Here is a 24574-nt window from a genome sequence, read left to right as displayed (position 1 = left end):
GCAACAGTTAGACGGTCTCGCCCTTGGGGGCGGCGACGAAGAGGCTGACGATGAACGCGGCGGCGGTGATGCCCACGGAAATCCAGAGGGCGGTGGCGTACCCGGCGGCCGTGGCCTGGGCGGCGAACGGTGCCACGAGGACGACGCCGAGGCTCGCCCCGATGCCGAAGGAGGCGCCGTTGATGCCCGGCAGCGCCGCCGGGGCTTCCTTGGGTGAGAGCAGCACCGAGAGCCCGTTGATGGCGGTGAGGAACAGGCCGTTGTAGAAGATGCCCAGCGCTGCAACAGCGATCAGCACCGCCACCTGGTGGGTGGAGAAGGCCGCGGCAGCCGCCGCGCAGGCGAGGCTCATTCCCGTGCCGATCCGGAGGGTCTTGATCCAGCCGCGGCGGTCCGCCAGCCAGCCGGCCAGTGGTGCGGCAAAGACGCCGATGAGCGCGGCGGGGGTGAGGAACAGCAACGCCGAGACCGAGGCACTCAGGCCGAAGCCGCCGTCGTGGTCCTGGCTGAGCAGCACCACGGTGAAGTTAATGACGGCGAAGATGCCGGCGAGGGTGAGGACCGTGGTGAGGATGACCGGCCAGACCTGCCGGGAGCGCAGGTGGTGGACGGCGATGAGCGGGTGGCTGCGGCGTTTCTCGATGATCCAGAACGCGGCGAAGGAGGCGGCGGTACCGGCCAGCAGGGCCACGGCGGTAGGTGAGGTCCACCCGGCGGCGGACCCGTCGGAGACGAAGTAGGTGATGAACACCAGGAACACCGAGAGGGAGCCGGCGCCCCACCAGTCCATGGCGCCGCGGACACCCGCGGGACGCCCGGCGGGCACGGTGCGGATGATGCAGACCGCGGCGATCACCGTCAGGACGAGCACCACGACGAAGATGGACCGGAAACCGAGGGTTTCCGCCATCAGGCCCCCCACCCAGCCGTCCACTCCCCCGATGCCGCCGTTGATGGCGGCGATGATGCCCACGGAGGTGCCGAAGACCTTGGCCTGCAGGTTCTCGCTGAGGACGATGTAGGCGAGCGCGAAGACGGCGCTGGAGACGCCCTGCAGGAACCGGCCGGTGACCAGCAGTTCCAGCGTCGGCGCGGTGATGCAGAGGATGGTGCCGGCGCCCATGATGCCCAGGACCAGCAGCAGCGCGGCGCGGCGGCCGATGAAGTCGCTCCACCGGCCGATGACGGGTCCGGAGATGGCGCCGGCGAGGAAGAACATGGACTGGACGGGGGCGGTGCTGTCGGCGCCCCGGCCGAAGTCGGCGGCGATCTGCGGCAGCGCCGGGGTGACCATGCTGGCGTTCAGCTGGAAGGACAGCACGCCCAGCAGCAGGGTGAAAATCAGCAGGGCGGCGCGGCGGCCGGAGAGCTTGGCGGCATCGGCGGGAGGTACGACGGCGGCAGCGGAGTCCGCGGGCGGCGCGGCCGTTGCGGGGGTTGGGGCGTTCACATCAAACTCCTTTGTTCGTGCAGGTTGGGTGATGAAGACCACCTCCTCGGCGGCGATTCGAGTTGTTATACAACCACGTATGATGTGCAAGTACAACCCTTGCCGTACACTGTTTCATCATCCGGCCGGTTCCGGCATCCCCGTTCAGAGAGTTCCCCCAATGCACAATCGACTTCCTGCCGTCACCGTCGTCGGCAGCATCAATGTGGACCTGATCGCCACCGCCGAGCGGCTTCCGACGGCGGGCGAAACCATCGGTGACGCCGTGCTGTCCCGGCAGCCGGGCGGCAAGGGCGCCAACCAGGCGGCGGCCCTCGCGCGGCTCGGCGGCAATGCCCGGATGGTGGGCGCGGTGGGCGACGACGATTCCGGCCGGCAGATGCTGGATGCCCTGACCACTGCAGGTGTCAGCACCACCGGCGTTAGCGTCCTGCCGCACACCACCGGGACCGCGCTGATCTCCGTGGACCGCGACGGCGAGAACCAGATCGTGGTGTGCCCGGGCGCCAACTCGCACCTCTCGCTCGACGGCGTGGAGTTCGGCCCGGACGAGACGGTGCTGTGCCAGCTGGAGGTCGGCGTGCCGGTGGTGCTGGAAGCGGCCCGGAAGGCGGAGGGCTTCTTTGTGCTGAACGCCGCCCCGGCCATGGACCTGCCCGCGGAGCTGCTGGAGCGCTGCGACCTGGTGATCGTGAACGAGAGTGAGTACGCACTGATCCCGGCCCTCGCATCGGCGAAGCTCGTGGCGGTGACGTACGGCGGCGAAGGGTCCGCCATGTTCGAGCACGGCCGGAAGGTTGCGGAAGTCCCCGCCCCTGCCGTCAGCGTGGTGAACACCATCGGCGCCGGCGACGCGTTCTGCGCGGCCCTGGTCCTGGCGCTGGAGGCGGGCATGGACTACGCCCCGGCCCTGGCTGTGGCCAACGCGGTGGGCGCCCACGCCGTGGGCGATCCGTCCTCCCAGCCGGATTTGGCACGGCTAGGCCACTACGTGGGCCCGACTCCGGCAACCGCAGGCGCTCGGTGAGCGTCACCCTGAGGCGCGCGGCGCCGCCGGACTTTCCGGACGTCCGGCGCATCACCCGGGACGCCTACCTCAAGGCCGGACACTTCGAAGCGGACCATCCGTACATGGGGGTGCTGGAGGATGTGGAGCACCGTGCCCAGCACGCGCAGGTGTGGCTGGCCGAGGCCGGCGGACGTCCAGTGGCGGCGGTGACGCTGACGTTCGCCGGCCAGCCGTACACCGAGATCGCGCGGGAAGGCGAGCTGGAATTTAGGATGCTGGCCGTGGACCCAGCGTGCCAGGGGTCCGGAGTGGGCCGCACCGTGGTGCGCGCAATTGTGGAGCACGCCCGGCAACTGCCCGGGATCGAGGGAATCAGCATCACGAGCGCGACCTTCATGGAGCGCGCTCATGCCCTCTACCAGTCCCTGGGCTTCCGCCGCACGCCGGAACGGGACTGGTACGTACCGGGCGAGGACGTGCTGCTGTGGGTGTTCACGCTGGAGCTGTAGCCGGGCGGGCCCACTTCCGGGCCCCATTCCCCCGACGCGGCTATGCCGGACGCCCGCTCCCGCCCGCACCCTCAAGGACCTGCTGCAGCCCGGTGACCGGGATGTCCGGGAACTCGTCCCGCGGCGCCCCGAACTGGAACGCGGCTGCCCCGGAGTCTTCCCAGACCGCCGCCCCTGCAATCCTGGCGAAGAATGGTGAGAACGGGCGCGCGGCAGCCGAAAGCACCCGGATGGCGGCGGCCGGAATCCGTTGCACGGATCCATGGCCGGCCCGGCCAAGCACCGCTTCCGCGATCTGGTTCGCCGTCAGCGTCTGCGAGCCCCAGTCGATGACGCGGTTGCGCAGCGCGGGGTCGCCGATGGCCCGGACCACGACGGCGGCCGCGTCCCGGACCGAGGTATACGTCACCGGAGCGGTCCCCGAGCCGAACACCGGCACCTTGCCCTTGCTCTCGAGCGGGCCCCTCATGATCTCCAGCCGCTGCTCCAGGAGTGCGCCCAGCCTGATGATGGTCCAGTCCATGCCGGACGAGCGGAGCGCATCCTCGGCAGCAGCCTTGCAGCGCAAGTACTCGATGGGCCCATCGGGGGCAGCGCCGTGCATGGACATCATCACCATGTGCCGCACCCCGGCTGCGGCCGCCGCATGGACCAGGCGGATGGCGCCGTCGCGGTCAACCGTGCGTGGGTCGGTGTCCTTGGCGCCGAAGCCGGAGGCCGCGAACACCACGTCCGTGCAGCCAGCCACGGCTGCCTGGCAGTCGGTGTCTGAGGTGAGGTCGCCACGGAAGAGTTCGACGCCGTCGCCCGCCGACTGCGGGAAGGGCTGGGACGCGCCGCGGGCCATGATGCGGACCTGGTGCGCGGCGGCACGGAGCAGGGGCACCATGGCGCGGCCCAGGCGGCCGGTGCCGCCGACGACGAGGATCACGGCCTGTCACCTCCAGCCGTTCCGTGGAGCGCCTCGCTGATGGCGTCGTCCACGTCGCCGGAATCGCGGTCCACCGGTTCAAGGTAGAACTGGGCCGCGGCGATCCGGTTATCGCGCACGGTGAGGATGGAGACCCCGGCGGCGCGCTGCACGGATCCGTCCGGGCGCGTGCCGCGGTTGCTCCACTCAACCCAGATTTTGCCGTCCGGGCCGGTGGCTGCGTCGTGGACGGTGAGGGCGAGGTCCGGCAGGCCGGCGAAGAGTGCCGTCCAGTTCTTCCGGACCTGCGCGGAGCCTGTGAAACTGCGGGCGGGGTGGACGGGGGTGGTGTTCCGGTAGTCCTCGGCGAACTCGGACACCATGGCTTCGAGGTCGTGGCGGTTGGCTGCCGCCAGCATGCGCCGGACCGGGCCTTCGGGGACGCGGTGGAGTCCTGATGCGTCCATGATCTGCTCCTTGGTTACGTCGCGGGAGGCGGAGAGGCTGGTACGCTGGAATTTGATACAGTCAGCTGTATTCAACTGATACGAGGAGCTTAAGCCCGATGGGACCCGCGGTCAATGGTTCGCCGGCCCGCTCCCGCAGGTACGACGCACGGCGCCGCCAGGAAGCGGCCGGTCAGTCGAGGAAGCGGGTGCTCGCCGAGTCCCGCACGTTGTTCCTGGCCCACGGATACGGCCGGACCACTATCGCCGCTATCGCCCACGCCGCCGACGTCTCCAAGGAGTCCGTCTACAAGGGTTTCGGCGGCAAGCCGGGGCTTGTGCGGGCCATCTACGAACAGAGCCTGCTTGGTGCCGGCGGCCCACCGGCGGAGGAACGGTCGGACCGCGCCCAGGCGACGGCCACTGACCCCCGCGAACTCATGGAGCAGTTCGGGCAGTTTGTGACCGAGATCAGCCCGCTCGGTTCTCCGGTCTACCTCCTCATCCGGGACGCCGCGGCGAGCGGGGACCAGGACATGGCCGGGCTGCTGCGCGATGTGGACGAGGAGCGCTACCGGCGTATGCTGCACAACGCGCACCAGGTGCTCGGGCGGGGATTCCTGAGGCCGGGCCTGACGGCGGAGGAGGTGGCCGACGTCTTCTTCATGAGCACCTCGGCCGAACTTTACGAGACCATGGTCATCAAGCGCGGATGGACGGCTGAGCGGTTCGGCCGTCTCGTTGCCCGCACGCTGGCCGCCAACTTGCTGCCGGAGGGTTGACGCTGCCGTCTCGGGCTGCATTCGAGTGGGTAACCTACTTCTATCAGCCGGCACTACCCCTATAGGAAAGGGACGGTCACGCATGCACGCTGTACTGGAGTACACCTACGAGGACAACTACCTTGAAACCCGCGAAAAGTACCGCGCAGACCACCTTCGGGCGGGTTGGGAAGCAGTCGAACGTGGGGAGCTTCTGCTGGGCGGGGCCGCCGGCGAAGGACCGTTCAAAGGACTGCTGATCTTCACCGGCGACAACGCACTCGATGCGGCGAAGGCCTTTGCAGCCGCAGACCCTTACGTCATCAACGGCGTGGTGACGTCGTGGACCGCCAGCAAGTGGACAACCGTGCTCGGAAACGACGCGGCGACGCCTGTCCGTCCCTGAGCCCAGGGAACCTCAGCTGATCTTGCGGCGGTAGATGACCGTCGCGAGGGCGTAGCCGACCGCGAGTATGCCGAGGAGCCATACCAGTGCCGTCCAGATGTCAGCGCCAACCGGCTGCTGTGTGAACAGGGCCCGGATGGTGTTCACGATGGAGGTGACCGGCTGGTTGCGGGCGAACCAGGCGACCGGGCCTGGCATCGAGTCGGTGGGCACGAAGGCCGAGCTGATGAAGGGCAGGAAGATGAGCGGGTAGCTGAAGGCGCTGGCCCCGTCCACGGTCTTCGCGGAGAGGCCGGCGATCACGGCGATCCAGGTCAGGGCGAGGGTAAACAGGGTCAGGAGGCCCGCGACGCCCAGCCATGCCGCCACCGACGCTCCGGTACGGAACCCCATGGTCAGCGCCACGCCGATGACGACCACCCCCGAGACGATATTCGCGGCCAGGCTGGTGAGCACATGCGCCCAGAGCACGCTGGACCTCGCGATTGGCATGGACTGGAAGCGCTCGAAGATTCCGCCCTGCAGATCCAGGAACAGCCTGTACGCGGTGTAGGCAATGCCGGATGCGATCGTGATGAGCAGGATGCCGGGAAGCATGTAGTTGACGTAGGACCCGCCGGATCCGGTATTGATTGCGCCGCCAAACACGTACACGAACAGCATCATCAGCGCGATCGGGGTGATGGCAGTAGTGATGATCGTGTCGGGGCTGCGAAGGATGTGGCGAAGCGAGCGGACAGTCAGTACGCCGGTGTCACCGAGAGCATGGGCGGTCATCGGGATTCCTTTCCTACAAGGGCCAGGAACACGTCCTCGAGGGAGGGCTGTTTCTCGATGTACTCGACCTTGGCCGGCGGGAGGAGCTGCTTGAGCTCGGCGAGGGTGCCGTTCTGGATGATCCGGCCCTGGTGGAGGATCGCGATCCGGTCGGCGAGCTGCTCCGCCTCGTCGAGGTATTGCGTGGTCAGGAGGACCGTGGTGCCGCTGGTGGCGAGTTGTTTGACCGTCTGCCACACCTCGATCCGCGCCTGCGGGTCCAGGCCGGTGGTTGGTTCGTCGAGAAAGATGACCGGAGGGTCTCCGATCAGGCTCATGGCAATGTCGAGCCGGCGGCGCATGCCGCCAGAGTACGTTGACGCCTTGCGGTCCCCCGCCTCGCCGAGCGAGAATCGGGCGAGCAGGCCAGCGACGATGGTGGCGGGGTCGTTCAGGTGGCGGAGCTTTGCGATGAGCACCAGGTTTTCCCGGCCGGTCAGCACCTCATCCACGGCGGCGAACTGGCCGGTAAGGCTGATCGATTCACGCACTTCGCCGGGATTGGCTGTGACGTCGAAACCGTGCACGGTGGCACTGCCGGCGTCCGCTGTCAGCAGCGTCGAAAGGATCCGCACCAGCGTCGTCTTGCCCGCTCCGTTTGAGCCGAGCAGCGCGAAGATGCTCCCGGCGGCGACCTCGAAATCGACTCCCGTGAGGACCTGCACGTCCTTGAACGATTTCTCGATGCCCTGAACCCGGATGGCCGGCCCGGGGGCCTGGACAGGGACCATGGGTCAGCTCCCGTTCCCGCTGACACCGTCGGCTGTGTTGATTGCCTGGCGGAGACGTTCGCGCTCTTTGTCGATCCACTGTTTGCCGGAGTAGGCCTGCGCGAACGTTTCCGCGAATTCCACCGGGTCCTCGCCGACGATCGCGCGCACCGGCGTCCCGTCGATGGCGGCCCGTTCCCACAGGTCGGCCAGGTCGCCGAACATGGTCATGAGCGTGTCCCCATCGGTGACGCCGCCGTAATACATGAGGTACCGGTGCATTGCCGTTGCCGCCGTGGCGTACGGTTCGGGGAGGGCCTCGATGCGGGCCTTGTCCTGCTTGTACTGCTTCTTCTGTTCCAGCGAGCCCGTAACGGCCTCGATCCATTTTGCAGCCACGATTAGGCTCCTTTTTCCTGCTGGGATTCGGTGTGGTGGTGAAGGTGTTCGATCCGTTCCGCGAGGAAGCTCCACGCCCTCCAGAACTCCTCGAGGTACTCACGGCCCTGCGCATTCAGCGAATACACCTTGCGTGGGGGGCCCTTCTCTGACGGGACCTTCTCCACGTCGACGAGGCCGCGCTGCTCTATCCGGACCAGCAGGGCGTAAATGGTGCCCTCGACGATGTCGGAGAAGCCCTGGTCACGGAGCCGGGCCGTAATCTCGTAGCCATATGCAGGCTGGGTGGCCAAGATTGCCAGGACAACACCCTCCAGCGTGCCCTTGAGCATTTCTGTCATCTGCTTGCCCATCGGAACCCTCTTTAGCTACTCCGCGTTACTGACTACCGGTACATAGTAAGCATGAGTACCGGTAGTCAGCAATACTGAATAGTGGTGACCGAGGAGAGGGGCTCATGGGCGGCTTCGAGTGCGGGAAGATCGGCCAATTTGTCGGCCGGCTCAGTCTTTGAGGCTGCTGGCCGTAACTTCGAATTCTTCCACGGAGACGATCTGGGTCCTGTCCGCCTGGCTGCTCTCTTCCCGGATCCGGCTGGCCGCCTGCCGGCTGGCCTCCATCGCTTCTTTCGTTTCCCAGAGCGTGATGGAGAGGGCGTTGTCCGTGCCCGTTCCGTTCAGGTAGTAGACGCCCTTGCATCCCGGAAGCTGGAGCACGCTGTTCACGACCTCGTCGGTGGGATTGTCCCTGCGGGTATCGGGGCCGGTCTTGTAGGTACTGATCCTGGCGAACATGGTTTTCCTCCCTTGGGATGTGACCGGAGCGGCAAGAGCCCAACTCCTCCCTTTAGTCAGGTCCCGGAAGACCACCGAAAACAAGGGTCTAAAGTCAGGGCTTGGTTCCAGCGCGGCATCCCGGCTGCCGATGCTGTTGCCCGCTGGAGCCTGCGCTGGCGAGGCCAGCGCAGGCTGGCGCTTCACTGGGGGCCGGAGGTTTACGATTCCCCTAGGCAACCGGGAGAATTGTGCTTCCGGTGGATCGGAATGGGGGAATCGATGCCAGAACTCGGACGCATCTACTGGACCCGGCAGGGACTTCGTTTGGCGTACTCAGTGGTGCTGGTGTGGCTCGCCATCTCTGTGATGACGGCTCTGATGGCAAAGGCAAAACCACTTCCCGGAGCCGGGCCGTCCTCCCCCGCGGACCTGTTGCGGGGTTTGTTTGACGGGGTCGTCGCCGCAGCTGTCCTGCCGGGTGTGGCCGCCGTCGTGCTGGGCATCACCGCAGCCGTCGTCACCAGCCGGGATGTCAGGCGCCGCGATCCCGTGCGCCGTTTCACCCGCCAGCAACGTCGCGAAGGAATGGCCCGCGCAGGTGGGCTGTGTGAGCTGGAAGCGGGGTTCGGTCGTCGCTGTGGCCGTCCCGCCGAGCATGGCGACCATTTCTATCCCTGGTCCAAGGGTGGGTCCACCAGCCTGCAGAACTTCGTGGCTGCCTGCGCCAGGTGCAACCGCGCAAAACGTGCCCGGGTCCCGTCTCCCGGTCAGCAGCGCAGGATGGAACGACGACGGCGGGAGTACCTGCCGCCGTCGTCGTCGGTCAGCGTGGGCGAACGCCAGCCTCTTCCGTGACAGGGCCGGCGACGGCCCGACCTGGTGAACGGTTGTCAGCAACCCTGCGCCACGACCACTTTGCAGGCGTTCACCCTGCCGTGCGCCCAGTCGCTGCCGATAACACCGACGGGATCGGTGGTGGACTCGACCTTGGCGCGGATGTCTGCGTTGGTGGCACCGGGGTTGGCACTTCGGGCGAGCGCGGCGACGGCAGCAACAATCGGTGAGGCCATCGATGTGCCGCTGCCGATGTCGTACCCCTGGGACCGGTTGTATTCCCTCGCCAGAGTGAACCGGTGGTTGGGGAAGGTCGAGTAGACGCTGACTCCGGGTGCAGCCACATCCACCCATGCACCGTAGGTGGAGAACGATGCCTTCTTGTCATTGTTGTCCGTTGCCCCTACGGCAATCACGTTGGGGTATGCGGCCGGGTACATCATGGTGGTGTTGCTCCCGTTCCCGGCCGCGGCAACGAGCACTACGCCCGCGTTCCAGGCGTTGTTGACCGCGGTTTCCAGCGTCGTTGACGTGCCGACCGCCAGGCTCATGTTGATGACCTTCGCACCGTTGTTGACCGCCCAGTTGATGCCGTTGGCGAGGCCCGAGCTGGATCCCGCTCCGGTGTCGCTGAGGATCTTTCCGGCGAGGATGGTGCATCCAGGGCACACGCCGGCGACTCCGATGCCATTGTTGGCAGTCGCGGCGACGATCCCGGCGACGTGCGTTCCGTGGCCGTAGTTATCGTCGTTGCTTCTGGACGTGGTGAAGTTGGTCCGCGCCACCACCTTCGGGTTGATGTCGGGGTTGTCGGTGGCGACGCCGGAATCGAGCACGGCCACCTTGATGCCCGTGCCGGTGGTGACGGTCCAGGCCTCGACGGCGTCCACGTCGGCGTCGTCTTTGCCTGCGGCGACAGTCACCGTTCCGGCGGTGTTCGTGAACGACTGGCCCGTGTTTTGCAGGGCGTACTGCCGGGAGAAGTAGGTGTCGTCCGAGGCCGGGGTGACCACAAAGTCCGGTTCTGCATATTCGACCATCGGGTTCCGGCCCAGGGCATCGACGAGCTGCAGCTCCTTCCCGTCCGGCACCGTGATCAGGTGGGCCCCCGTGCTGCCGACGCCGGGCCCATCAGTCAGCCCGAAAGCCCGGAGGATGCCAGCGGCCGCGGTGTTGTCCCGGAACTTTACGAGGATCTGGCCCGCCGTGATGGACGGGTCGGCCGCGGCGTTGCCAGGGGCGACAGCGCCCAGCAGGGTGCCAATGACCATGAGAAGGGCGGCGAAGCCCGCCAGCACAAGCTTTTTCATGGGGTTATCTTCCGCGCGCGCAGCCCCGCTGGATAGGGGGAAAGGCCCCTTGAAATCCTTTCGGACCAACGCTTGGCCGGCCAGGCACGCACGGAAGGACGACGGCGGCACCCGCCTCCCGTCGTCGTCCTCCTATATGTGGGTCAGGCCCTGGCGCCGTGGTTCGCTCAGCGGGCCTTCGCCTTGGTCACGGTGATGGTGATGCGGTCCGTGACCGCGTCGGGGCTGACGCCGTTGCTGGCGGTCACCCTGAAGGTGAACTTGCCGGCCCTGGTGGGGGTGCCGGACAGGATTCCCGTGGCGCCGTCCAGGCTGAGGCCTGCCGGCAGAGCACCGGAGGAAACATGGAAGGTAGGGGAACCTGTGGCGGCGAACGTGTAGGTATAGGCCGTGCGGGTGTTCGCCTTAGTGGGCGGTGTGGCCGCGGTGAAGACGAGTGGTGCCGCGTCCACGGTGAGGACGGACACCGTGTTGGAAAAGGTATTGACCACGTAGACAGCGGACCCGTCCGGAGAGACCGCAATACCTTCCGGATGCGACCCGACCTGGACCGTGGAGGTCACCGCGCCCGACGCGACATCGATGACCGACACCGTGTCGGCCCCGGAGTTGGTGACATAGGCTGTGGACCCGTCCGGGGACACCGCAATGCCGTCCGGGGCCCACCCGACCGGGATGGTGGAGGTGGCCGCACCGGCGGCCACATCGATGACCGACACAGAGTCGCCCTCGTTGTTGGCGGTGTAGGCCGTGGATCCGTCCGGGGTGAAGGCAACGTCCGTGGGAGAAGACCCGACCGGGATGGTGGACGTCATCCTGCCCGCAGCGACATCGATGACCGACACTTGGTTGGAATCCTGCCCATTGGTGACGTAGGCCGTCAACCCGTCGGGCGCGAACGCGACGGCGTTCGGAAGCGGTCCCACCGGGATCGTGGAGCTCACCGCGCCCGAGGCCACATCAATGACCGACACCGTGCCGGAACGGCCGTCGCCGCTGGTGGCGTAGGCTGTCGACCCGTCCGGGGCAAACGCAACGCCGATCGGACCCGACCCGACCGGGATCGTGGAAGTGACCGTGCCTGAGCCGACATCAATAACGGAGACCTTGTCGGAATCGCCGCTGGTGACATAGGCAACCGACCCGTCCGGGGCCACAGCCACACCGAGTGGAGACGACCCAACCAGGATGGCGGACGTCACCGTGCCCGAAGCCACGTCGATGACGGACACCGTGCCGGACTCCCAGTTGGTGACGTAGGCCTTCGACCCGTCCGGGGCGAACGCCACCTCCCTGGGGCTTGGACCGACCGGGATCGTTGAGGTCACCGTGGCCGCAGCGTATGCAGGGAAAGGGCCGACCAGCGCGATGGCCGCCAGAATGATACCGAGGACGCCCAGGCCCCGGCCGCGACGGCGCGCAGCTGATGAAGGTGGACCCTGGTATCGCCAGCCCGTATGGAGTAGCTGCATCGCGTTTCCCCCTGTTTGAAGTGCAAATTCTGTTGTGGAGCGTGCGGACTTCGGAAGCCCCTTTGAAGGCTGGCTGAAAAACGGCGGGAGCGGAGTCTATTAACCAGCTGAGAGTGCGGCGGGACTGGCGGGCACGAGGTTCTTCATGGGGGCAATCTTCCGCAGGCGAGGCCGGGCCAGGTAGGGGGAAATGTCCCTTGCTATTTTTCCGGCTGCCCGGGCATTGGACAGCAGGCAGGGTAGGCGGGACGACGACGGCACGGGCGTCCCGCCGTCGTCCTTCCTTCCCTGCCGGGCGTCCGCCCACCGCTCTCTACGGGTGCACCAGCACCTTCACCGCCGTGTCCTTGTGGTTGATGAGGGTGTCGAAGCCCTGCTCCACCAGGTCCTCCAGCGCGATCCGGCCGGTGATGAACGGCTTGAGGTCCACCTTGCCCTCCTGCACCATTTTGATGACGGCGGGGTGGTCGCGGACGTAGGCGATGGTGCCGCGCAGGTCGATCTCCTTCAGCACCAGCTTCTGCATGTCCACGGTGGCGGGCGCGCCCCAGATGGACACGTTGACCACCGCGGCACCGGGCCGGACGGCGTCGAGCATGGTGTCCAGCACCGCGTTCACTCCGGCGCATTCGAACGCGACGTCGGCGCCCGCACCCCCGGTGAGCTCCCGCACGCGGGCCGGGACGTCCTCCTGGCTGGGGTCCAGGACGTGGTCGGCCACGCCGCTGGAGGTGGCCTTCTCCTTGCGCGCCGCGGTGAGCTCGCTGATGATCGTGGTCACCCCCATGCCCTTGAGGACGGCGGCGGTGAGCAGCCCGATGGGCCCGGAACCGCCCACCAGCGCGGTGTCGCCGGTCTTCACGCCGCTGCGCGCCACCGCGTGGTGCGCCACGGACAGCGGCTCGATCAGCGCCGCCTCGTCCAGCGGAATGTCCCCGATAGGGTGCACCCACCGGGCGTCCACCACGATCTTCTCGCTCAGCCCTCCCCCGCCGCCGGACAGCCCGATGAAGCCCATCTGCCGGCACAGGTGGTAGCTGCCCGCCTGGCACATGTCGCAGCTCCCGTCCACAAAATAGGGTTCGACGACGACGTTGTCCCCCTTCGCCAGGCCCGTCACCCCTTCGCCGACTTCGGAGACAGTCCCGGAGAATTCGTGCCCCAGGGTCACCGGGGATTCTTCGTGGGACAGTGGGTGCGGATGGCCGGGCGCCGGGCAGAAGATGGGCCCTTCCAGGAACTCGTGCAGGTCGGTGCCGCAGATGCCGCACCACGCGACGTCGATCTTCACCGCCCCTGCACGGAGGTCCGGTTCCGGGACGTCCTCGATGCGAATGTCCTTGCGGGCGTGGAATCGTGCTGCCTTCATGATGGGCTCTTCCTTTAGCGGGTGTGGTGGCTGGGCTGCAGTTCGTACACCGGCGTCTCCAGCCCCTCCATCCGGGCCTTGAGCTGCAGCGCCAGGTAGGAGGAGTAGTGCCGGCTCTGGTGCAGGTTGCCGCCGTGAATCCAGAGGTTGGGGACGTTGGTTGGTTTCCACATGTTGCGCAGCTCCCCCTCCCACGGGCCAGGGTCTTTTGGCGTGTCCGAGCCGTAGCCCCAGCATTTGCCCACCCGGTCCGCGATCTCGGGCGAGACCAGGTCCGCGAGCCAGCCGTTCATGGACCCGTAGCCGGTGGCGTAGACGATCAGGTCGGCCTCCAGTTCGGTGCCGTCGTCCATCACCACGGCGTTGCCGGTGATCTTGGCGACCTGCCCGTTCTTCAGCTTCACCCGGCCGTCGATGATCAGCTGGGAGGCGCCGACGTCGATGTAGTAGCCGGAGCCGCGCCGCAGGTACTTCAGGAACAGGCCGGAGCTGTCCACGCCGAAGTCCAGTTCGAACCCGGCGGCCTCCAGCTGGGAGTAGAACTCGGCGTCCCGCTTGGCCATCTCCCGGTACACGGGCACCTGGGCCCCGGGCAGGATGCGCATGGGCAGGGACGCGAACAGCAGGTCGGCCTTCTCCGTGGTCACCCCGTTGGCCAGGGCCTTCTCCGAGTACAGGTCCCCCAGCGCCAGGTCCATCAGGGATTCACTGCGGGCGATGTGGGTGGAGGAGCGCTGGACCATGGTGACGTCGGCGCCGTGCTCCCAGAGGTCGGCGCAGATATCGTGCGCGGAGTTGTTGGAGCCGATCACCACGGCCTTCTTCCCGGTCCAGTCCCCGCCGCCGGGGTGCTGGGAGGAGTGCCGCTGCTCGCCCAGGAAGGACTGCGCGCCGTCGAACGCGGGGATGTTCGGGTAGCCGGAGACGCCCAGGGCGAAGACCAGCTGCTTGGGCCGCAGCGTCACAGGCGACCCGTTGCGGAGGACGCTAACCGCCCATTCCTGCGTGCCGTCGTCGTACTCCGCGCCCACGCACTCGGTGCCGGACCAGTAGTTCAGCTCCATGATGCGGGTGTAGTGCTCCAGCCAGTCGCCGATCTTGTCCTTGGCGGCGAAGACGGGCCAGTCGTCCGGGAATTTCAGGTAGGGCAGGTGGTCGTACCAGACGGGGTCGTGCAGGTGCAGGGACTTGTAGCGGTTGCGCCAGGAGTCGCCCGGGTTCTGGTTCTTCTCGATCACGATGGTGGGCACGCCCAGCCGCCGCAGCCGCGCCGCGAGGCCGATGCCGCCCTGCCCACCGCCGATGATCACGCAGTAGGGCTGCTCGTCGTAGCCGAGCCGCGCCTCCTGCTCCTCCTTGAGCTCCTTCCAGGAGCGGCGGCCGCGGATGATCTCGTGGGCCACGCCCTGCTCGCGGCGCGCGCCCTTCTTCTCCTCGAAGCCCTTCAGCTCCTGCATGGTGGTGAGCAGCGTCCAGCATTTGCCGTTCCGCAGCCGGAGATGGCCATAGCCGCGGGCGGCGCCGGTTTCGAACGTGATCCAGGCTTCCACGGTCCCGTCGGCGGCGGCGCTGCCGGTGGCGTCCTCCGCGAGCGCCCAGTTGGCGGGGTGCACGTGGTCTAGCGTGGCGTCGAGCATCCGGCGGATGTCCGCCTTGCCTTCCAGCGTCTTCAGGTTCCAGGTGAAGGCCACGAAGTCGCGCCAGTAGCTCTCGTCCTCGAAGAGGTCCAGCGCGGCGTCCACGTCGCGGCGCTGCAGCGCGCCGTCCAGGCTGGCCAGCCAGGCCTGCGCGGCGGCGGTGGGTGTTTCGGTCATCTCCACTCCTTTGTGTGCGGTCCCTCAGGTGGTCCGGGCCGCCCCCGCCCGCCGGGGTCCCTGCGGTATGCTGGGGCGGGCGTGAGCTGCATCACTATTGGAACGCGGCGGGGGTAACAAGCGCGTTACACGGGCACTGCCGGCAAGGACGCCGGCGGTGAGGAGGAGACGGTGGACTACGGCCTGAGGTTCTCGGACCCGGCGAAGTACGCGCGTGCCCTGCGCCGCGCGCACGAGCTGGTCATCTCCGGTGTCCCCCGCCCGGAGATCCCTGTGCCGCTGGCGGAGTCGTGGCGCCGGTCCATGGCGCTGGGCATCAGCCCGGACCAGCACAGCCCCCGGCACCTGCACGATCCGGCCGAGGTGCTGCAGCTGCGGCGGGAGCACCGGCTGCAGCAGGTGATGCCGGCGCTGCAGGACCTGCTGGCCGACGATTCGAGTTCCGGCCGGCACCTGCTGGTGCTCACCGACGCCACCGGTGAGATCCTGTGGCGGGTGGGCAGCCGGGAGGCGCTGCGGCGGGCGGACCGGCTGGAGTTCTCGGAGGGGGCGGACTGGTCCGAGGCGGGGATCGGCACCAACGCGATCAGCGAGGCGCTGGTCACCGGCGGGCCGGTGCAGCTGTTCTCCGCCGAGCATCTGGTCCGCACCCACCACGACTGGGCCTGCACGGCGGCGCCCATCACGGACCCTTTGACGGGTGCGCTGCTGGGTGTACTGGACGTCTCCGGACCGCTGAACAGCATCAACGCGGACACGCTGCGGATGGTGCGGTGCGCGGTCCGCGTGGCGGAGTCGCTGCTGGGAACGTCCGACGGCGGCGCCTCCTTGGGTACCTTACCTTCCGGGCTTGGGGCGCGGCGGGGTGTGCGTCTGCCTGGTGCTGCGGTTTCGTCGCTGGAACTGCTTGGGGACCGACCTGCCGCGGTGCTTGCCGATGGGAGCCGGATGCCGCTGACGCTGCGCCGGGCGGAGATCCTTGCGCTGCTGGATTCCCGGTCGCAGGGATGGAGCGCCGACGAATTGGCGTACGAACTCCACGGTGATGCGGGAACGCCGCAGGCCATCCGGACCGAGATGTTCCGGGTCCGGTCGCTGCTGGGCGACGCTGTGGAGTCGAACCCATACCGCCTTGCTGCCGGTTTGGCCGGGTGTTCGGATTCGGGGCGTGTGCTGGGTCTGCTGCGGGAGGGCCTCATGGCTGAGGCCCTTGAGGCGTACACGGCTCCCCTGCTTAGCCGGTCTGGGGTTCTGGCCGTGCAGCTACTACGGGACCAGCTGGATTTGGCTGTTGGAGCGGCTGTGCGCTCCAGCGGGGATGCAAGGCTGCTGGTGCGGTGGCTTTCCACGGACATGGGCTCCCGCGATCCCCGCGCGGTGGAAGCCCTCGGCCAGCTTGTGGGACGCGCCGATGCCCGGTACCTCGCGTTTCGCGCATCCTCCGGTAGTTGAACTGACGGCCCCTGGGTCAGTAGAAGACTGCTGATGGAAGGAGCCGGTGGCCGAACCGCGGTCACCGCTGCGAACGGCGGTGTACTCGCGGATTGCCGAAGACACCCGCAACGGCTCCTCACTCCCGGCTCCATGCTCCCGCCGAGACCGAACTTGGCGCCGACGTGACGGTCAGCCGCACCATGCCCCCGAGGCCCTCATGCTGCTCGAGGAGGACTGCCTCATCAGGGAGCGCCGCGGCGTCGGACGCTTCATCTCGAACACACTTCCCCTGCATCGGCATCCAACGCATCCGCCCCTCGAGGAGGTTCTCGCCGGTGCCGGCCAGACGCTCGAGGTGAAGCCCCACCAGTCCATCGCGCCGCGGATGCCGGAAGGCCGGCCGGCGGGGACCAGGCGGAGGATGCACAGGGCGGCCACCGCCGTCAGAACCAGCACCACCACGAAGATGGACCGGAAGCCCAGGGTCTCGGCCGTGAGGCCGCCCACCCAGCCGTCCACGCCGCCGATTCCGCCGTTGATGGCGGCGATGATGCCCACGGACGTGCCGAAGACCTTGGCCTGCAGGTTCTCGCTGAGCACGATGTAGGCCAGGGCGAAGACGGCGCTGGAGACGCCCTGCAGGAACCGGCCGGTGACCAGCAGCGGCAGCGTGGGGGCGGTCATGCAGAGGATGGTGCCGGCGCCCATGATGCCGAGGACCAGGAGCAGCGCGGCGCGGCGGCCGATGAAGTCGCTCCACCGGCCGATGACGGGCCCGGCAATGGCGCCGGCGAGGAAGAACATGGACTGTACGGGGGCGGCGCTGTCGGCGCCCTGGCCGAACTCGGCGGCGATCTGCGGCAGTGCAGGGGTGACCATGCTGGCGTTGAGCTGGAAGGACAGCACGCCCAGCAGCAGGGTGGAAATCAGCAGGGCGGCGCGGCGGCCGGAGAGCTTGGCGGCCTCGCCGGGAAGTACGACGGCGGCAGCGGCCTCCGCGGGCGGGGCGGCCGGGGCGGGGGTTGGGGTGTTCACATCAAACTCCTTTGTTCGAGCAGGTTGGGGGTGGCGACCGTGTCGCGGGGTAAGCGTCGAGTTGTTATACAACCAGGTATAATTTGCGTGTACAACCATGAGCTGCCTTTCTTCTCTAACCGGCCGCTTCGCCGGCACCCCGCAGAGAGACTTCCCATGAGTAATGCACTTCCTGTCGCCGTGGTCGGCAGCATCAACTCGGACCTGATCGCCACCGCAGAGCGGCTTCCGACCGCGGGCGAAACCATCGGCGGAGCAGTGCTGTCCGAGCAGCCCGGCGGCAAGGGCGTCAACCAGGCCGCGGCCGCAGCCCGTCTGGGCGGTTCCGCAAGGATGGTGGGCGCGGTGGGTGACGATGCGCAGGGGCGCACGATGCTGGAGGCCCTGGCGGCTGCCGGAGTGAACATCGCCGGCGTTGCCGTCCTGCCGGAGCCGACCGGGACCGCGCTGATCGTGGTGGACCGCGAGGGCGAGAACCAGATCGTCGTGTGCCCGGGCGCCAACTCGCACCTGTCGCTGGACGGTGTGGAGTTCGGCCCGGACGAGGCGGTGCTGTGCCAGCTGGAGGTCGGTATACCCGTCGTGCTGGAGGCGGCGCGGAAGGCGCCCGGGTTCTTTGTGCTGAACGCGGCGCCGGCCATGGACTTGCTGGCGGATCTACTGGAGCGGTGCGACCTGGTGATCGTCAACGAGAGCGAGTATGCCCTGATTCCCGCCCTCGCGGAAGCGAACCTGGTGGCGGTGACGTACGGCATGGACGGCTCGGCGATGTTCGAGCACGGCCGGAAGGTGGCCGAATCCCCTTCTGTTGCGGTGACGTGGCGAACACCGTGGGCGCGGGTGACGCGTTCTGCGCCGCCCTGGTCCTTGCGCTGCAGAGCGGGCTGGACTACACGCGGGCCTGGCCGTGGAGAATGCCGTGGGTGCTGACGCATTGGGTGATCCGTCCTCGCAGCCGGATTTGGCACAGCTGGGCCACTACGTGGAGCGGACGGCTGCCGCTTCGGGCGCTTTCTCGTGTTCCGGCAGGCGGTTCCGGCGGACTTCCCGGAGGTCCGGCGGATCACCCGCGAGGCCTACGTCCGCGCCGGGCACTTCGCCGCCGACCACCCCTACATGAGCGTGCTGGAGGACGGCGAACACCGTGCCGAGCACGCGCAGGTGTGGGTGGCGGAGGCCCCCGGGAAGGTGGTGGCGGCGGTGATGCTGACGTTCTTCGGGGAGCCGTATAGCGAGGTCGCCCGGGACGGGGAGCTGGAGTTCCGGATGCTGGCGGTGGACCCTGACCACCAGGGCAGCGGCGTGGGCCGGGCCGAGGTGCGCGAGGTGGTGGAGCACGCCCGGCGGCTGCCCGGGATCGAGGCGATCAGCATCGCCAGCGCCACGTTTATGACTCGGGCCCACAGCCTTTACCGGTCGCTGGGCTCCGCCGCGCTCCAGAGCGGGACTGGTACGTGCCGGGCGAGGACGTGCTGCTGTGGGTGTTCACGGTGGGCCTGTAGGCGACAGAGGGCTGAGCCGTCCGAATCTGCCGGCGCGGGCCGCGCTAAGGCCAGGCGGCGAAGCGAATCTGTTCAGACGTAGAACCGGAATGACACAGCTAATTTGCCAGGCAGAAAGGACAAGGCATAGGTTCTAAGCCATCACACCGGGCTTAGCAGTTTTAACTGCCAGATGTGCCCATAAGGGAAACCCGAGACGGGCAGGTACTTGCTTTTAGGATGAACAAGTACTGAATACTGGGGAAATAATGACGTAGGATTTGTAGCCTTGCCTGGTAGAGCGATCGCAGATTCAGGTTTGCCACGAGGACGGTTATGGCTTCACGTAACAGAGGCCGGTCGCACCGACATAGCGGATCCCGGACTTCAAAAGTCCCCACCCAAAAAATAGATACGCTTGCTGCTCTGGCGCAAGCGGACCCGATATTCAGCCACGTGCTAGATGGTATTTCTCTATTTACTTCCCATGCGCCCTCCACTCGTGACCGCCTACCCGCGATCATCAGCGCGGAAATCCAGTGGCTTTGTAAGACAAGGCACTACGCCAGCAACGATGCGCGAAGATGTCTTGACTTTTGGGCAGCTTTAGACAAAACCTACGGCCGGGAGGGAAGGATAGTCCCCGAAAGTATTGCAGCCCTGCTAGATGCCTGGCAGCTATGGTTGAGAGGAACCAGTGAGCTCGCAGAAGCGGAACTGTCAGCAATGAGCCTTCGATGGCTTGAGGAGTTTGCTAGTTCGGGAATCGGCTGGAGGCCAGCAAGAGAAGAATTGTTTAGTTTTCGTATGGAGCGTATCCGAAATGCCGCACAACATTTCCTTCGCACACACCAGCGGAAATTCCCGAACATCGTCCATATTGCCGATATTCGCCCGCTGCAGGAAGGGCAAAAGAGGATGCAAAAGCGCCCCAAGCAGATTCCGCGAATATGCGGGCAACCCGTTGCACATGTAGGACGGGAGTTCGTTTCTGTCGCAGACGAATTCATGGGAAACAGGGAGGACTATTGGCCCTATCCGATAAACCGCTAGCGGCTCGCCGTGAGAAGAAGCGGATGTCGGGGAGGAGGACAGAAGATTTTGGCCCTTCCCGTGTCAGTGTGCGTTGTCGCTTGAACAGTCTGCAATTCTTCGAGACAAGCCGCCTGCGCATCCTGTACGAGATCAGGCCGCAGCCAAGTTGACAGATCACCCGCGCCCGGCACCAATGACATCGGGAACAACGTGCTGGTCGAGCTGTAGCGGGCTCTCCAGCAGGCCCCGAGGGGTTCACTGCAGAGAGTTACGTGGCGGCACGTTCAGTACCAGCCGGACCCGAACCGGAAGGAGCTGCGATCGCAGCGCGGCTTTTGATGTCGAAACCACGAGGTGGCAATATGTGGTCGGATAGCGCCCTACGCGACGGCGAGACACCCAGCGCCTGCTGACCACTGCAGCGATAGCAGTCGCTTTCTTAAAAGAACGCGACTACACGAAGGTTGCTCGGATTCCCATCCCGTCGAACATGCCAGTCAACATGGCTTTAGTATTCTCGGCAGCACGCTTCCGAAGCTCCGACTCCTCTGCGGCGGCAGTCATCTTCGCTTCGGCCTCTTGGAAAAACTTCTCCTGCTGAGGCGTCTCGATAGAATCGACGACCCGGTTAACAAGACCGCGCTCCTGAGCGTAGATGTAGGACCGATCGAAGTTGAGGTTGGGCTTGTCTAGTGCCGGCTCAGGCAGCTTGATCGTCACAGATTTTCCATCCTGCGACAGCGTCAGATCTTGGCCAGCAAAACCTGAAAAATCAACGTAAGCATTGACGGTGCCAGCCGCGACAAACAACGTCCGCTGGCCAGCAATGAATCCGGGCAACCAGTCGACGTCCTCCTCGACGTCGAGCACCACCTCAAAGTTCCCCACGGCAGAGTGGAACTGACTTATATCCTGCACAGACTTCAGGAGTACAGGCTGGCTCCGGTCGACCTGGCTCACCTTGAACGGATTGGACGCGAAGATGTTCATAACATTAAGCCCAGTCAACGTCAGCGCCACAAAAGCACCAATCACAAGCAAGGCAACATTCTTTAAAAGCCTGGCGATCATCGGGCCCGTTCTCCCCCTTGAAACGCCCTGGGGCCGTTCCTATACCCCTGCTCTCCTGCGAGTGCCGGACGCGTTTACTCAGCCTTAGTGTAATGCCCGCTCGATCGCGTTCCGCACAGAACGCGGCAGCAAATCTACGTGCGCCAATTCCAGTTGGCAGCCAGAAAGGCCAATCAGTCGGCTGGGAACATCGATCGTGACGTGCGCCCGATAACGCTCGTCATGGACGCGTCCACCGCGCCGCCGACTACCCCTCCGACAAACGGAATGCCTTTCGCCAAGGTCACCAGCGCACGCTTGGAGCCATACTTTGCCAGCAGCATAAAGCCGGCTTTCTTGTTGATCTCACGAATTATCGCGATCGGGAGTTTCTTGATCGCCTCTATTGCCATCTTCTGGCCAACCTTAACCCCAACGGCTTTCGCGATCTGCTGTGCGTTCGAGCCGACGGCGATGAGGGTCACTACCGTCCGGACATGCGGATCCTTCGGGTCATAGCCTCGGAGATAAGCGATTGCAGCGGCGAGCCGTGCATTGATAACAAGGGCGCCCGCCATATTCGCCGGAATGGTAACCGGCAATGTGATGAACCCGCCGAGGCCGGTGACGAAGCCGTTCACGCCTGCGGCTTGGACCGATTCGACGACCAACCTGGCGATCGCCTTATCGATGTCCTCGCGCTCTTCCAGACTAATTTTCCGCGTCGACTCCTCGTTGGATTTGTACCGGTCTCCTTGAACGCGGGCCAACCGATCCTCTGCCCATGCAATCGACCCCGTAAGTGGCCCAACACCTGTGTCGATTACAGTGCCGACCAACTTCAAGAGCTGTTTGGACGTCTTCTCGGCGGTAGTCGTCGGCGTTTCCTCAGCCTCGGGTTCTGAAGCCGTAGCAGATTCCTCGGCTTCAGGATCAACGACCTTTTCCTCAGCTTCAACTGCGCTCGTGCTGGTCATACCGGTTCCTCTCTTAGTTATTGCGTGAGTGTACCTAACGGAAGCGGCACTCCCTTGGATTCAGCCTCAAACTACAAGTCGTTAGCGAGGTAAGTGGAATGGGCTGCTCTCGAGTTCATGGGCTGAAATCACGCGAGCGGAGCGATTAGGTATTTTCAGTCGTCGGGTGAACAACTCACAGTGCAAGACTGGTTCGCATGGACATGGACGTTGACATCAGAGAATTCATACTTGCCCGCATTAGGGAAGAAGAGGACAGAGCACGCTATGCTGCCGAAGCACACCCCACAGACGCTAGCTGGTGGGCTTTTACGGAACAGTTGTCGTCAGGTCGTGACCCTGCAATACGGCGAGTATTCAGGCACATTGACAAACACAGCCCGCGGCAGGTGCTCATCGACTGCGCGGCAAAAGGGCAGATTCTCAAAGCCGCTGCAAAACACGACGACGAGCTGGCCCCTTTCAGCGCGTACATTCTCCGATGTCTCGCCGCATCATACAGAGACCATCCTGACTTCAAGAAAGAATGGGCAGCATATGTTTAGTCACGGCGAGCAGCCGCCTCACAAAGAAGTGCAACGATGACATTCGATTGGCTTGAACCCCTTGCACACGCCGCCACGGTGGTGGCCGTACTATTTTTGGTTCCGCAACTGATCGGAGCCCGAGCCGCAAAACACCGCGACTTCGAGAACCTATACGTTCAGCGATATTGGAATTTGATGGACAACTTCGAAGGTGACGCCTGGACCGAGGCTTTAGGTGATGATCAGCAATCAGCAGATAAAGCAAGGGTCAATGCGTACCTTCACCTTTGCGAGGATGAGCTGGATCTTCGTCGCAATGGCTTTGTTTCTACCAAGACGTGGGACATCTGGGCAGACGGCATAGGCTCCCAATGCCGACTCGCGCCATACACGCGCGCGCTGGACGCTATGAACCCCAATGAACTGCCTACACTGCGCCATTTCTTGGCAACAGGTGAAGATCCACTCAAGATGTTCTGGTGGCGGAAATGGTGGACAGGACTTGGCCTTCTCGGTCGTAAGAAAGCTCCGAAGGCGAAACCAACTAGCGGCAGGAAAACCGCGCATTGACCCACCCGAATTGCCACCATGCCGGAAACAAGAATCCTGGGTCTGATGGGTCGTGCAGGGCAACTGGACCAAAAGGGCTAGGAATCCACCGCGATGTGGCCCCCTCGTGCTCCTGAGCAATTCCACAGATGCGCGCCTGAGTGCCTGGTCCAGGTCAATCCGCCTGGCTGCGCACCTAATGGGCCGCGACGTCACGTCCTATACTCCATGGCGTCAGGCGTCGTGGTCCCGGTGTCGCAAGGGGCAGTCTCAGGTCGAGATGGAAGCTCAGGGCTTCCACCGCTTGCAAGAGACACGAGGCGAAGGCACGGGACGTTGCTCCGGGACAGATATTCTTAGTCCACCATGAGTACAGCCGTCACCGCCCCCTACGAGCGCAAGAAGTCCGCCAAATCCATTACAGTTTTGGATCTCTTCGCCGGGGCTGGCGGGTTGACCCAAGGCTTTTATGCAGCTTCCCCTCGGTTCGTTACTGAGCGGGCGGTGGAGTTTGAGCCGGCTGCTGCTGCATCGTTCGCTGCAACGTTCGGTGACAAGGTCTACGCCGGCCCAATCCAAGACTGGTTGGTCAAAGAGATTGTTCCTGAAGTCGACATCGTCATAGGTGGCCCGCCCTGCCAAGGGTTTTCCCAACTCGGGAAGCAAGACCCCGACGATGTCCGAAATCAGCTGTGGCGCCCATACGCAGAAGCCCTCAAACGGGCGAAACCCAAGTACTTCATCGTCGAGAACGTCCCTGCGTTTGGCAAGTCTCAGCAGCTTCAAGACTTTCGAGATGCGACGGCTGATGAAGGCATCATCGGAGAGTACTCGTTCCAATGGCACGTCCTCAACGCTGCAGATTATGGAGCGCCTCAGTCGCGAAAGCGGGCCATACTTATCGGCCACCATAGAGACTTGCCCTTCCCGGGCTTTCCGATGCCGACCCACATTGGACATCACCGTACTGTCAGGCAAGCGCTCAAGGGCCTGCCGTCCCAGGTGTCCGAAACTAAGCTCCCGGAGCGGACAACTCTTTACGCTGGCAAGACATTTTCCGGATCCTTCCGCACTTCAGAGCTTCACCTCAGCCGAGATTACGCTGAGCTGTCGTTGAACAGATTCGTTAACATCCCGGAGGGCGGGAACCGGTTCGATCTTCCAAAGAACCTCAAGGCTCCTTGTTGGTTGAACCACAACTCCGGGTCCGGCGACGTTATGGGACGTCTGCACTGGGACAAACCTTCGGTCACCGTTAGAACCGAGTTTTTTAAGCCCGAAAAAGGTCGCTATCTGCACCCCGTTGAGCACCGCGCTATCACTCATCTTGAGGCTGCGAAGCTCCAGGGGTTCCCCGATGACCGACTATGGGTTGGATCAAAAACTGCCATAGCCAAGCAGATTGGCAATGCAGTGCCCACCGCTCTCGGTCGGGCTATAGCCGCCCAACTAATACAGCACTTCTAGGACGCTCTTGACGAAAACTTGAGCAAAG

General features: G+C 65.1%; 25 protein-coding genes and 2 pseudogenes. 12 read left to right on the top strand and 15 right to left on the bottom strand.

What is annotated here, in order from left to right:
• Positions 1-7: 7 nt before the first annotated feature.
• Positions 8-1450, bottom strand: coding sequence for an MFS transporter (locus tag PUN71_RS11115; protein ID WP_277798452.1), 1443 nt, complete (start codon positions 1448-1450; stop codon positions 8-10).
• 160 nt (positions 1451-1610) lie between these two features.
• On the opposite strand from PUN71_RS11115, the gene PUN71_RS11110 reads away from it, so the two are divergent.
• Positions 1611-2477, top strand: coding sequence for a ribokinase (locus PUN71_RS11110; RefSeq protein WP_277798451.1), 867 nt, complete (start codon positions 1611-1613; stop codon positions 2475-2477).
• Positions 2474-2968, top strand: coding sequence for a GNAT family N-acetyltransferase (locus PUN71_RS11105; RefSeq protein WP_277798450.1), 495 nt, complete (start codon positions 2474-2476; stop codon positions 2966-2968). Before PUN71_RS11110 ends, PUN71_RS11105 begins: the two co-directional genes overlap by 4 nt.
• A gap of 40 nt (positions 2969-3008) precedes the next feature.
• Here PUN71_RS11105 and PUN71_RS11100 read toward each other — a convergent pair whose 3' ends face one another.
• Together PUN71_RS11100 and PUN71_RS11095 are read right to left on the bottom strand one after the other, a co-directional pair.
• The gene (locus PUN71_RS11100) at positions 3009-3899 is read right to left on the bottom strand and encodes an SDR family oxidoreductase (protein WP_277798449.1); all 891 of its coding nucleotides are present in this window, start codon (positions 3897-3899) and stop codon (positions 3009-3011) included.
• Positions 3896-4345 (bottom strand): nuclear transport factor 2 family protein, encoded by a 450-nt coding sequence (locus PUN71_RS11095; RefSeq protein ID WP_277798448.1) that lies wholly within the window; start codon positions 4343-4345, stop codon positions 3896-3898. Before PUN71_RS11095 ends, PUN71_RS11100 begins: the two co-directional genes overlap by 4 nt.
• A 98-nt stretch (positions 4346-4443) precedes the next feature.
• Here PUN71_RS11095 and PUN71_RS11090 point away from each other — a divergent pair, with 98 nt between their 5' ends.
• Positions 4444-5106, top strand: a complete 663-nt coding sequence (locus PUN71_RS11090; protein ID WP_277798447.1) for a TetR/AcrR family transcriptional regulator — start codon at positions 4444-4446, stop codon at positions 5104-5106.
• A gap of 82 nt (positions 5107-5188) precedes the next feature.
• Positions 5189-5491 (top strand): YciI-like protein, encoded by a 303-nt coding sequence (locus tag PUN71_RS11085; RefSeq protein ID WP_043454182.1) that lies wholly within the window; start codon positions 5189-5191, stop codon positions 5489-5491.
• A 12-nt stretch (positions 5492-5503) separates the two neighbouring features.
• Here the strand turns inward: PUN71_RS11085 and PUN71_RS11080 are convergent, their stop codons facing one another.
• From PUN71_RS11080 to PUN71_RS11060, 5 genes are all read right to left on the bottom strand, one after another.
• A complete protein-coding gene (locus PUN71_RS11080; RefSeq protein WP_277798446.1) occupies positions 5504-6268 on the bottom strand; it encodes an ABC transporter permease in 765 nt (254 codons plus the stop codon).
• Positions 6265-7038, bottom strand: coding sequence for an ABC transporter ATP-binding protein (locus PUN71_RS11075; protein WP_277798445.1), 774 nt, complete (start codon positions 7036-7038; stop codon positions 6265-6267). The genes PUN71_RS11080 and PUN71_RS11075 overlap by 4 nt, the downstream gene beginning before the upstream one ends.
• 3 nt (positions 7039-7041) lie before the next feature.
• Complete coding sequence (locus tag PUN71_RS11070) at positions 7042-7416, bottom strand: DUF1048 domain-containing protein (RefSeq protein WP_277798444.1); 375 nt, start codon at positions 7414-7416, stop codon at positions 7042-7044.
• A 2-nt stretch (positions 7417-7418) separates the two neighbouring features.
• Positions 7419-7769 (bottom strand): PadR family transcriptional regulator, encoded by a 351-nt coding sequence (locus PUN71_RS11065; protein ID WP_277798443.1) that lies wholly within the window; start codon positions 7767-7769, stop codon positions 7419-7421.
• A 150-nt stretch (positions 7770-7919) separates the two neighbouring features.
• Positions 7920-8210: an antibiotic biosynthesis monooxygenase family protein gene (locus PUN71_RS11060; RefSeq protein WP_277798442.1), complete on the bottom strand. Its 291-nt coding sequence runs from the start codon at positions 8208-8210 to the stop codon at positions 7920-7922.
• 261 nt (positions 8211-8471) lie between these two features.
• Here PUN71_RS11060 and PUN71_RS11055 point away from each other — a divergent pair, with 261 nt between their 5' ends.
• Positions 8472-9047, top strand: coding sequence for an HNH endonuclease (locus PUN71_RS11055; RefSeq protein WP_277798441.1), 576 nt, complete (start codon positions 8472-8474; stop codon positions 9045-9047).
• Positions 9048-9082: 35 nt separating this feature from the next.
• Here PUN71_RS11055 and PUN71_RS11050 read toward each other — a convergent pair whose 3' ends face one another.
• The 4 genes from PUN71_RS11050 to PUN71_RS11035 form a co-directional block, all read right to left on the bottom strand.
• Entirely contained in the window at positions 9083-10336 is a 1254-nt protein-coding gene (locus tag PUN71_RS11050; protein ID WP_277798440.1) for a S8 family serine peptidase, read from the bottom strand.
• A gap of 167 nt (positions 10337-10503) precedes the next feature.
• The gene (locus PUN71_RS11045) at positions 10504-11664 is read right to left on the bottom strand and encodes a beta-propeller fold lactonase family protein (protein WP_277798439.1); all 1161 of its coding nucleotides are present in this window, start codon (positions 11662-11664) and stop codon (positions 10504-10506) included.
• A 457-nt stretch (positions 11665-12121) separates the two neighbouring features.
• Positions 12122-13177, bottom strand: coding sequence for a 2,3-butanediol dehydrogenase (locus tag PUN71_RS11040; protein ID WP_277798438.1), 1056 nt, complete (start codon positions 13175-13177; stop codon positions 12122-12124).
• A 14-nt stretch (positions 13178-13191) separates the two neighbouring features.
• A complete protein-coding gene (locus tag PUN71_RS11035) occupies positions 13192-14991 on the bottom strand; it encodes an NAD(P)/FAD-dependent oxidoreductase (protein ID WP_277798437.1) in 1800 nt (599 codons plus the stop codon).
• Positions 14992-15162: 171 nt separating this feature from the next.
• Between PUN71_RS11035 and PUN71_RS11030 the strand changes: the two genes are divergently transcribed.
• Complete coding sequence (locus tag PUN71_RS11030; protein ID WP_277798436.1) at positions 15163-16443, top strand: GAF domain-containing protein; 1281 nt, start codon at positions 15163-15165, stop codon at positions 16441-16443.
• A 342-nt stretch (positions 16444-16785) separates the two neighbouring features.
• On the opposite strand, the pseudogene PUN71_RS11025 reads toward PUN71_RS11030, so the two are convergent.
• Positions 16786-17460, bottom strand: a pseudogene (locus tag PUN71_RS11025) (MFS transporter); the annotation flags it as partial.
• 156 nt (positions 17461-17616) lie between these two features.
• On the opposite strand from PUN71_RS11025, the pseudogene PUN71_RS11020 reads away from it, so the two are divergent.
• The 3 genes and pseudogenes from PUN71_RS11020 to PUN71_RS11010 form a co-directional block, all read left to right on the top strand.
• Positions 17617-18472 (top strand): annotated as a pseudogene (locus PUN71_RS11020) (ribokinase); the annotation flags it as partial.
• A gap of 5 nt (positions 18473-18477) precedes the next feature.
• Positions 18478-19044 (top strand): GNAT family N-acetyltransferase, encoded by a 567-nt coding sequence (locus tag PUN71_RS11015; RefSeq protein WP_349361809.1) that lies wholly within the window; start codon positions 18478-18480, stop codon positions 19042-19044.
• Between the two features lie 233 nt (positions 19045-19277).
• On the top strand, positions 19278-19994 hold the full coding sequence (locus PUN71_RS11010) for a hypothetical protein (protein WP_277798435.1): 717 nt from the start codon (positions 19278-19280) through the stop codon (positions 19992-19994).
• A gap of 435 nt (positions 19995-20429) precedes the next feature.
• Here PUN71_RS11010 and PUN71_RS11005 read toward each other — a convergent pair whose 3' ends face one another.
• Positions 20430-21047: a DUF4230 domain-containing protein gene (locus PUN71_RS11005; RefSeq protein WP_277798434.1), complete on the bottom strand. Its 618-nt coding sequence runs from the start codon at positions 21045-21047 to the stop codon at positions 20430-20432.
• 173 nt (positions 21048-21220) lie between these two features.
• Entirely contained in the window at positions 21221-22003 is a 783-nt protein-coding gene (locus PUN71_RS11000; RefSeq protein ID WP_277798433.1) for an EcsC family protein, read from the bottom strand.
• A 197-nt stretch (positions 22004-22200) separates the two neighbouring features.
• On the opposite strand from PUN71_RS11000, the gene PUN71_RS10995 reads away from it, so the two are divergent.
• From PUN71_RS10995 to PUN71_RS10985, 3 genes are all read left to right on the top strand, one after another.
• A complete protein-coding gene (locus PUN71_RS10995) occupies positions 22201-22548 on the top strand; it encodes a DUF6221 family protein (RefSeq protein WP_277798432.1) in 348 nt (115 codons plus the stop codon).
• A 36-nt stretch (positions 22549-22584) separates the two neighbouring features.
• Positions 22585-23100 carry a hypothetical protein gene (locus PUN71_RS10990; RefSeq protein WP_277798431.1) on the top strand — a complete coding sequence of 172 codons (516 nt, stop codon included), beginning with the start codon at positions 22585-22587 and terminating at the stop codon, positions 23098-23100.
• Positions 23101-23445: 345 nt separating this feature from the next.
• The gene (locus tag PUN71_RS10985) at positions 23446-24546 is read left to right on the top strand and encodes a DNA cytosine methyltransferase (RefSeq protein WP_277798430.1); all 1101 of its coding nucleotides are present in this window, start codon (positions 23446-23448) and stop codon (positions 24544-24546) included.
• The last annotated feature ends 28 nt before the right edge of the window (positions 24547-24574 follow it).

This window comes from Arthrobacter sp. NQ7, assembly GCF_029581595.2.
GTDB classification, from domain to species: Bacteria; Actinomycetota; Actinomycetes; order Actinomycetales; family Micrococcaceae; genus Arthrobacter; species Arthrobacter phenanthrenivorans_B.
Note: the sequence above shows the minus strand (reverse complement) of the source record. Positions and strands in the feature narration are given on the sequence as shown.

What these genes read in the sequence shown, in the direction of transcription:
- PUN71_RS11110 (WP_277798451.1), top strand. Translation starts at nt 1,611, where the DNA reads ATGCACAATCGACTTCCTGCCGTCACCGTCGTCGGCAGCATCAATGTG.
- PUN71_RS11095 (WP_277798448.1), bottom strand. Translation starts at nt 4,345, where the DNA reads ATGGACGCATCAGGACTCCACCGCGTCCCCGAAGGCCCGGTCCGGCGC.
- PUN71_RS11090 (WP_277798447.1), top strand. Translation starts at nt 4,444, where the DNA reads ATGGGACCCGCGGTCAATGGTTCGCCGGCCCGCTCCCGCAGGTACGAC.
- PUN71_RS11085 (WP_043454182.1), top strand. Translation starts at nt 5,189, where the DNA reads ATGCACGCTGTACTGGAGTACACCTACGAGGACAACTACCTTGAAACC.
- PUN71_RS11080 (WP_277798446.1), bottom strand. Translation starts at nt 6,268, where the DNA reads ATGACCGCCCATGCTCTCGGTGACACCGGCGTACTGACTGTCCGCTCG.
- PUN71_RS11075 (WP_277798445.1), bottom strand. Translation starts at nt 7,038, where the DNA reads ATGGTCCCTGTCCAGGCCCCCGGGCCGGCCATCCGGGTTCAGGGCATC.
- PUN71_RS11065 (WP_277798443.1), bottom strand. Translation starts at nt 7,769, where the DNA reads ATGGGCAAGCAGATGACAGAAATGCTCAAGGGCACGCTGGAGGGTGTT.
- PUN71_RS11060 (WP_277798442.1), bottom strand. Translation starts at nt 8,210, where the DNA reads ATGTTCGCCAGGATCAGTACCTACAAGACCGGCCCCGATACCCGCAGG.
- PUN71_RS11055 (WP_277798441.1), top strand. Translation starts at nt 8,472, where the DNA reads ATGCCAGAACTCGGACGCATCTACTGGACCCGGCAGGGACTTCGTTTG.
- PUN71_RS11050 (WP_277798440.1), bottom strand. Translation starts at nt 10,336, where the DNA reads ATGAAAAAGCTTGTGCTGGCGGGCTTCGCCGCCCTTCTCATGGTCATT.
- PUN71_RS11040 (WP_277798438.1), bottom strand. Translation starts at nt 13,177, where the DNA reads ATGAAGGCAGCACGATTCCACGCCCGCAAGGACATTCGCATCGAGGAC.
- PUN71_RS11035 (WP_277798437.1), bottom strand. Translation starts at nt 14,991, where the DNA reads ATGACCGAAACACCCACCGCCGCCGCGCAGGCCTGGCTGGCCAGCCTG.
- PUN71_RS11010 (WP_277798435.1), top strand. Translation starts at nt 19,278, where the DNA reads ATGGCTTCACGTAACAGAGGCCGGTCGCACCGACATAGCGGATCCCGG.
- PUN71_RS11005 (WP_277798434.1), bottom strand. Translation starts at nt 21,047, where the DNA reads ATGATCGCCAGGCTTTTAAAGAATGTTGCCTTGCTTGTGATTGGTGCT.
- PUN71_RS11000 (WP_277798433.1), bottom strand. Translation starts at nt 22,003, where the DNA reads ATGACCAGCACGAGCGCAGTTGAAGCTGAGGAAAAGGTCGTTGATCCT.
- PUN71_RS10995 (WP_277798432.1), top strand. Translation starts at nt 22,201, where the DNA reads ATGGACATGGACGTTGACATCAGAGAATTCATACTTGCCCGCATTAGG.
- PUN71_RS10990 (WP_277798431.1), top strand. Translation starts at nt 22,585, where the DNA reads ATGACATTCGATTGGCTTGAACCCCTTGCACACGCCGCCACGGTGGTG.
- PUN71_RS10985 (WP_277798430.1), top strand. Translation starts at nt 23,446, where the DNA reads ATGAGTACAGCCGTCACCGCCCCCTACGAGCGCAAGAAGTCCGCCAAA.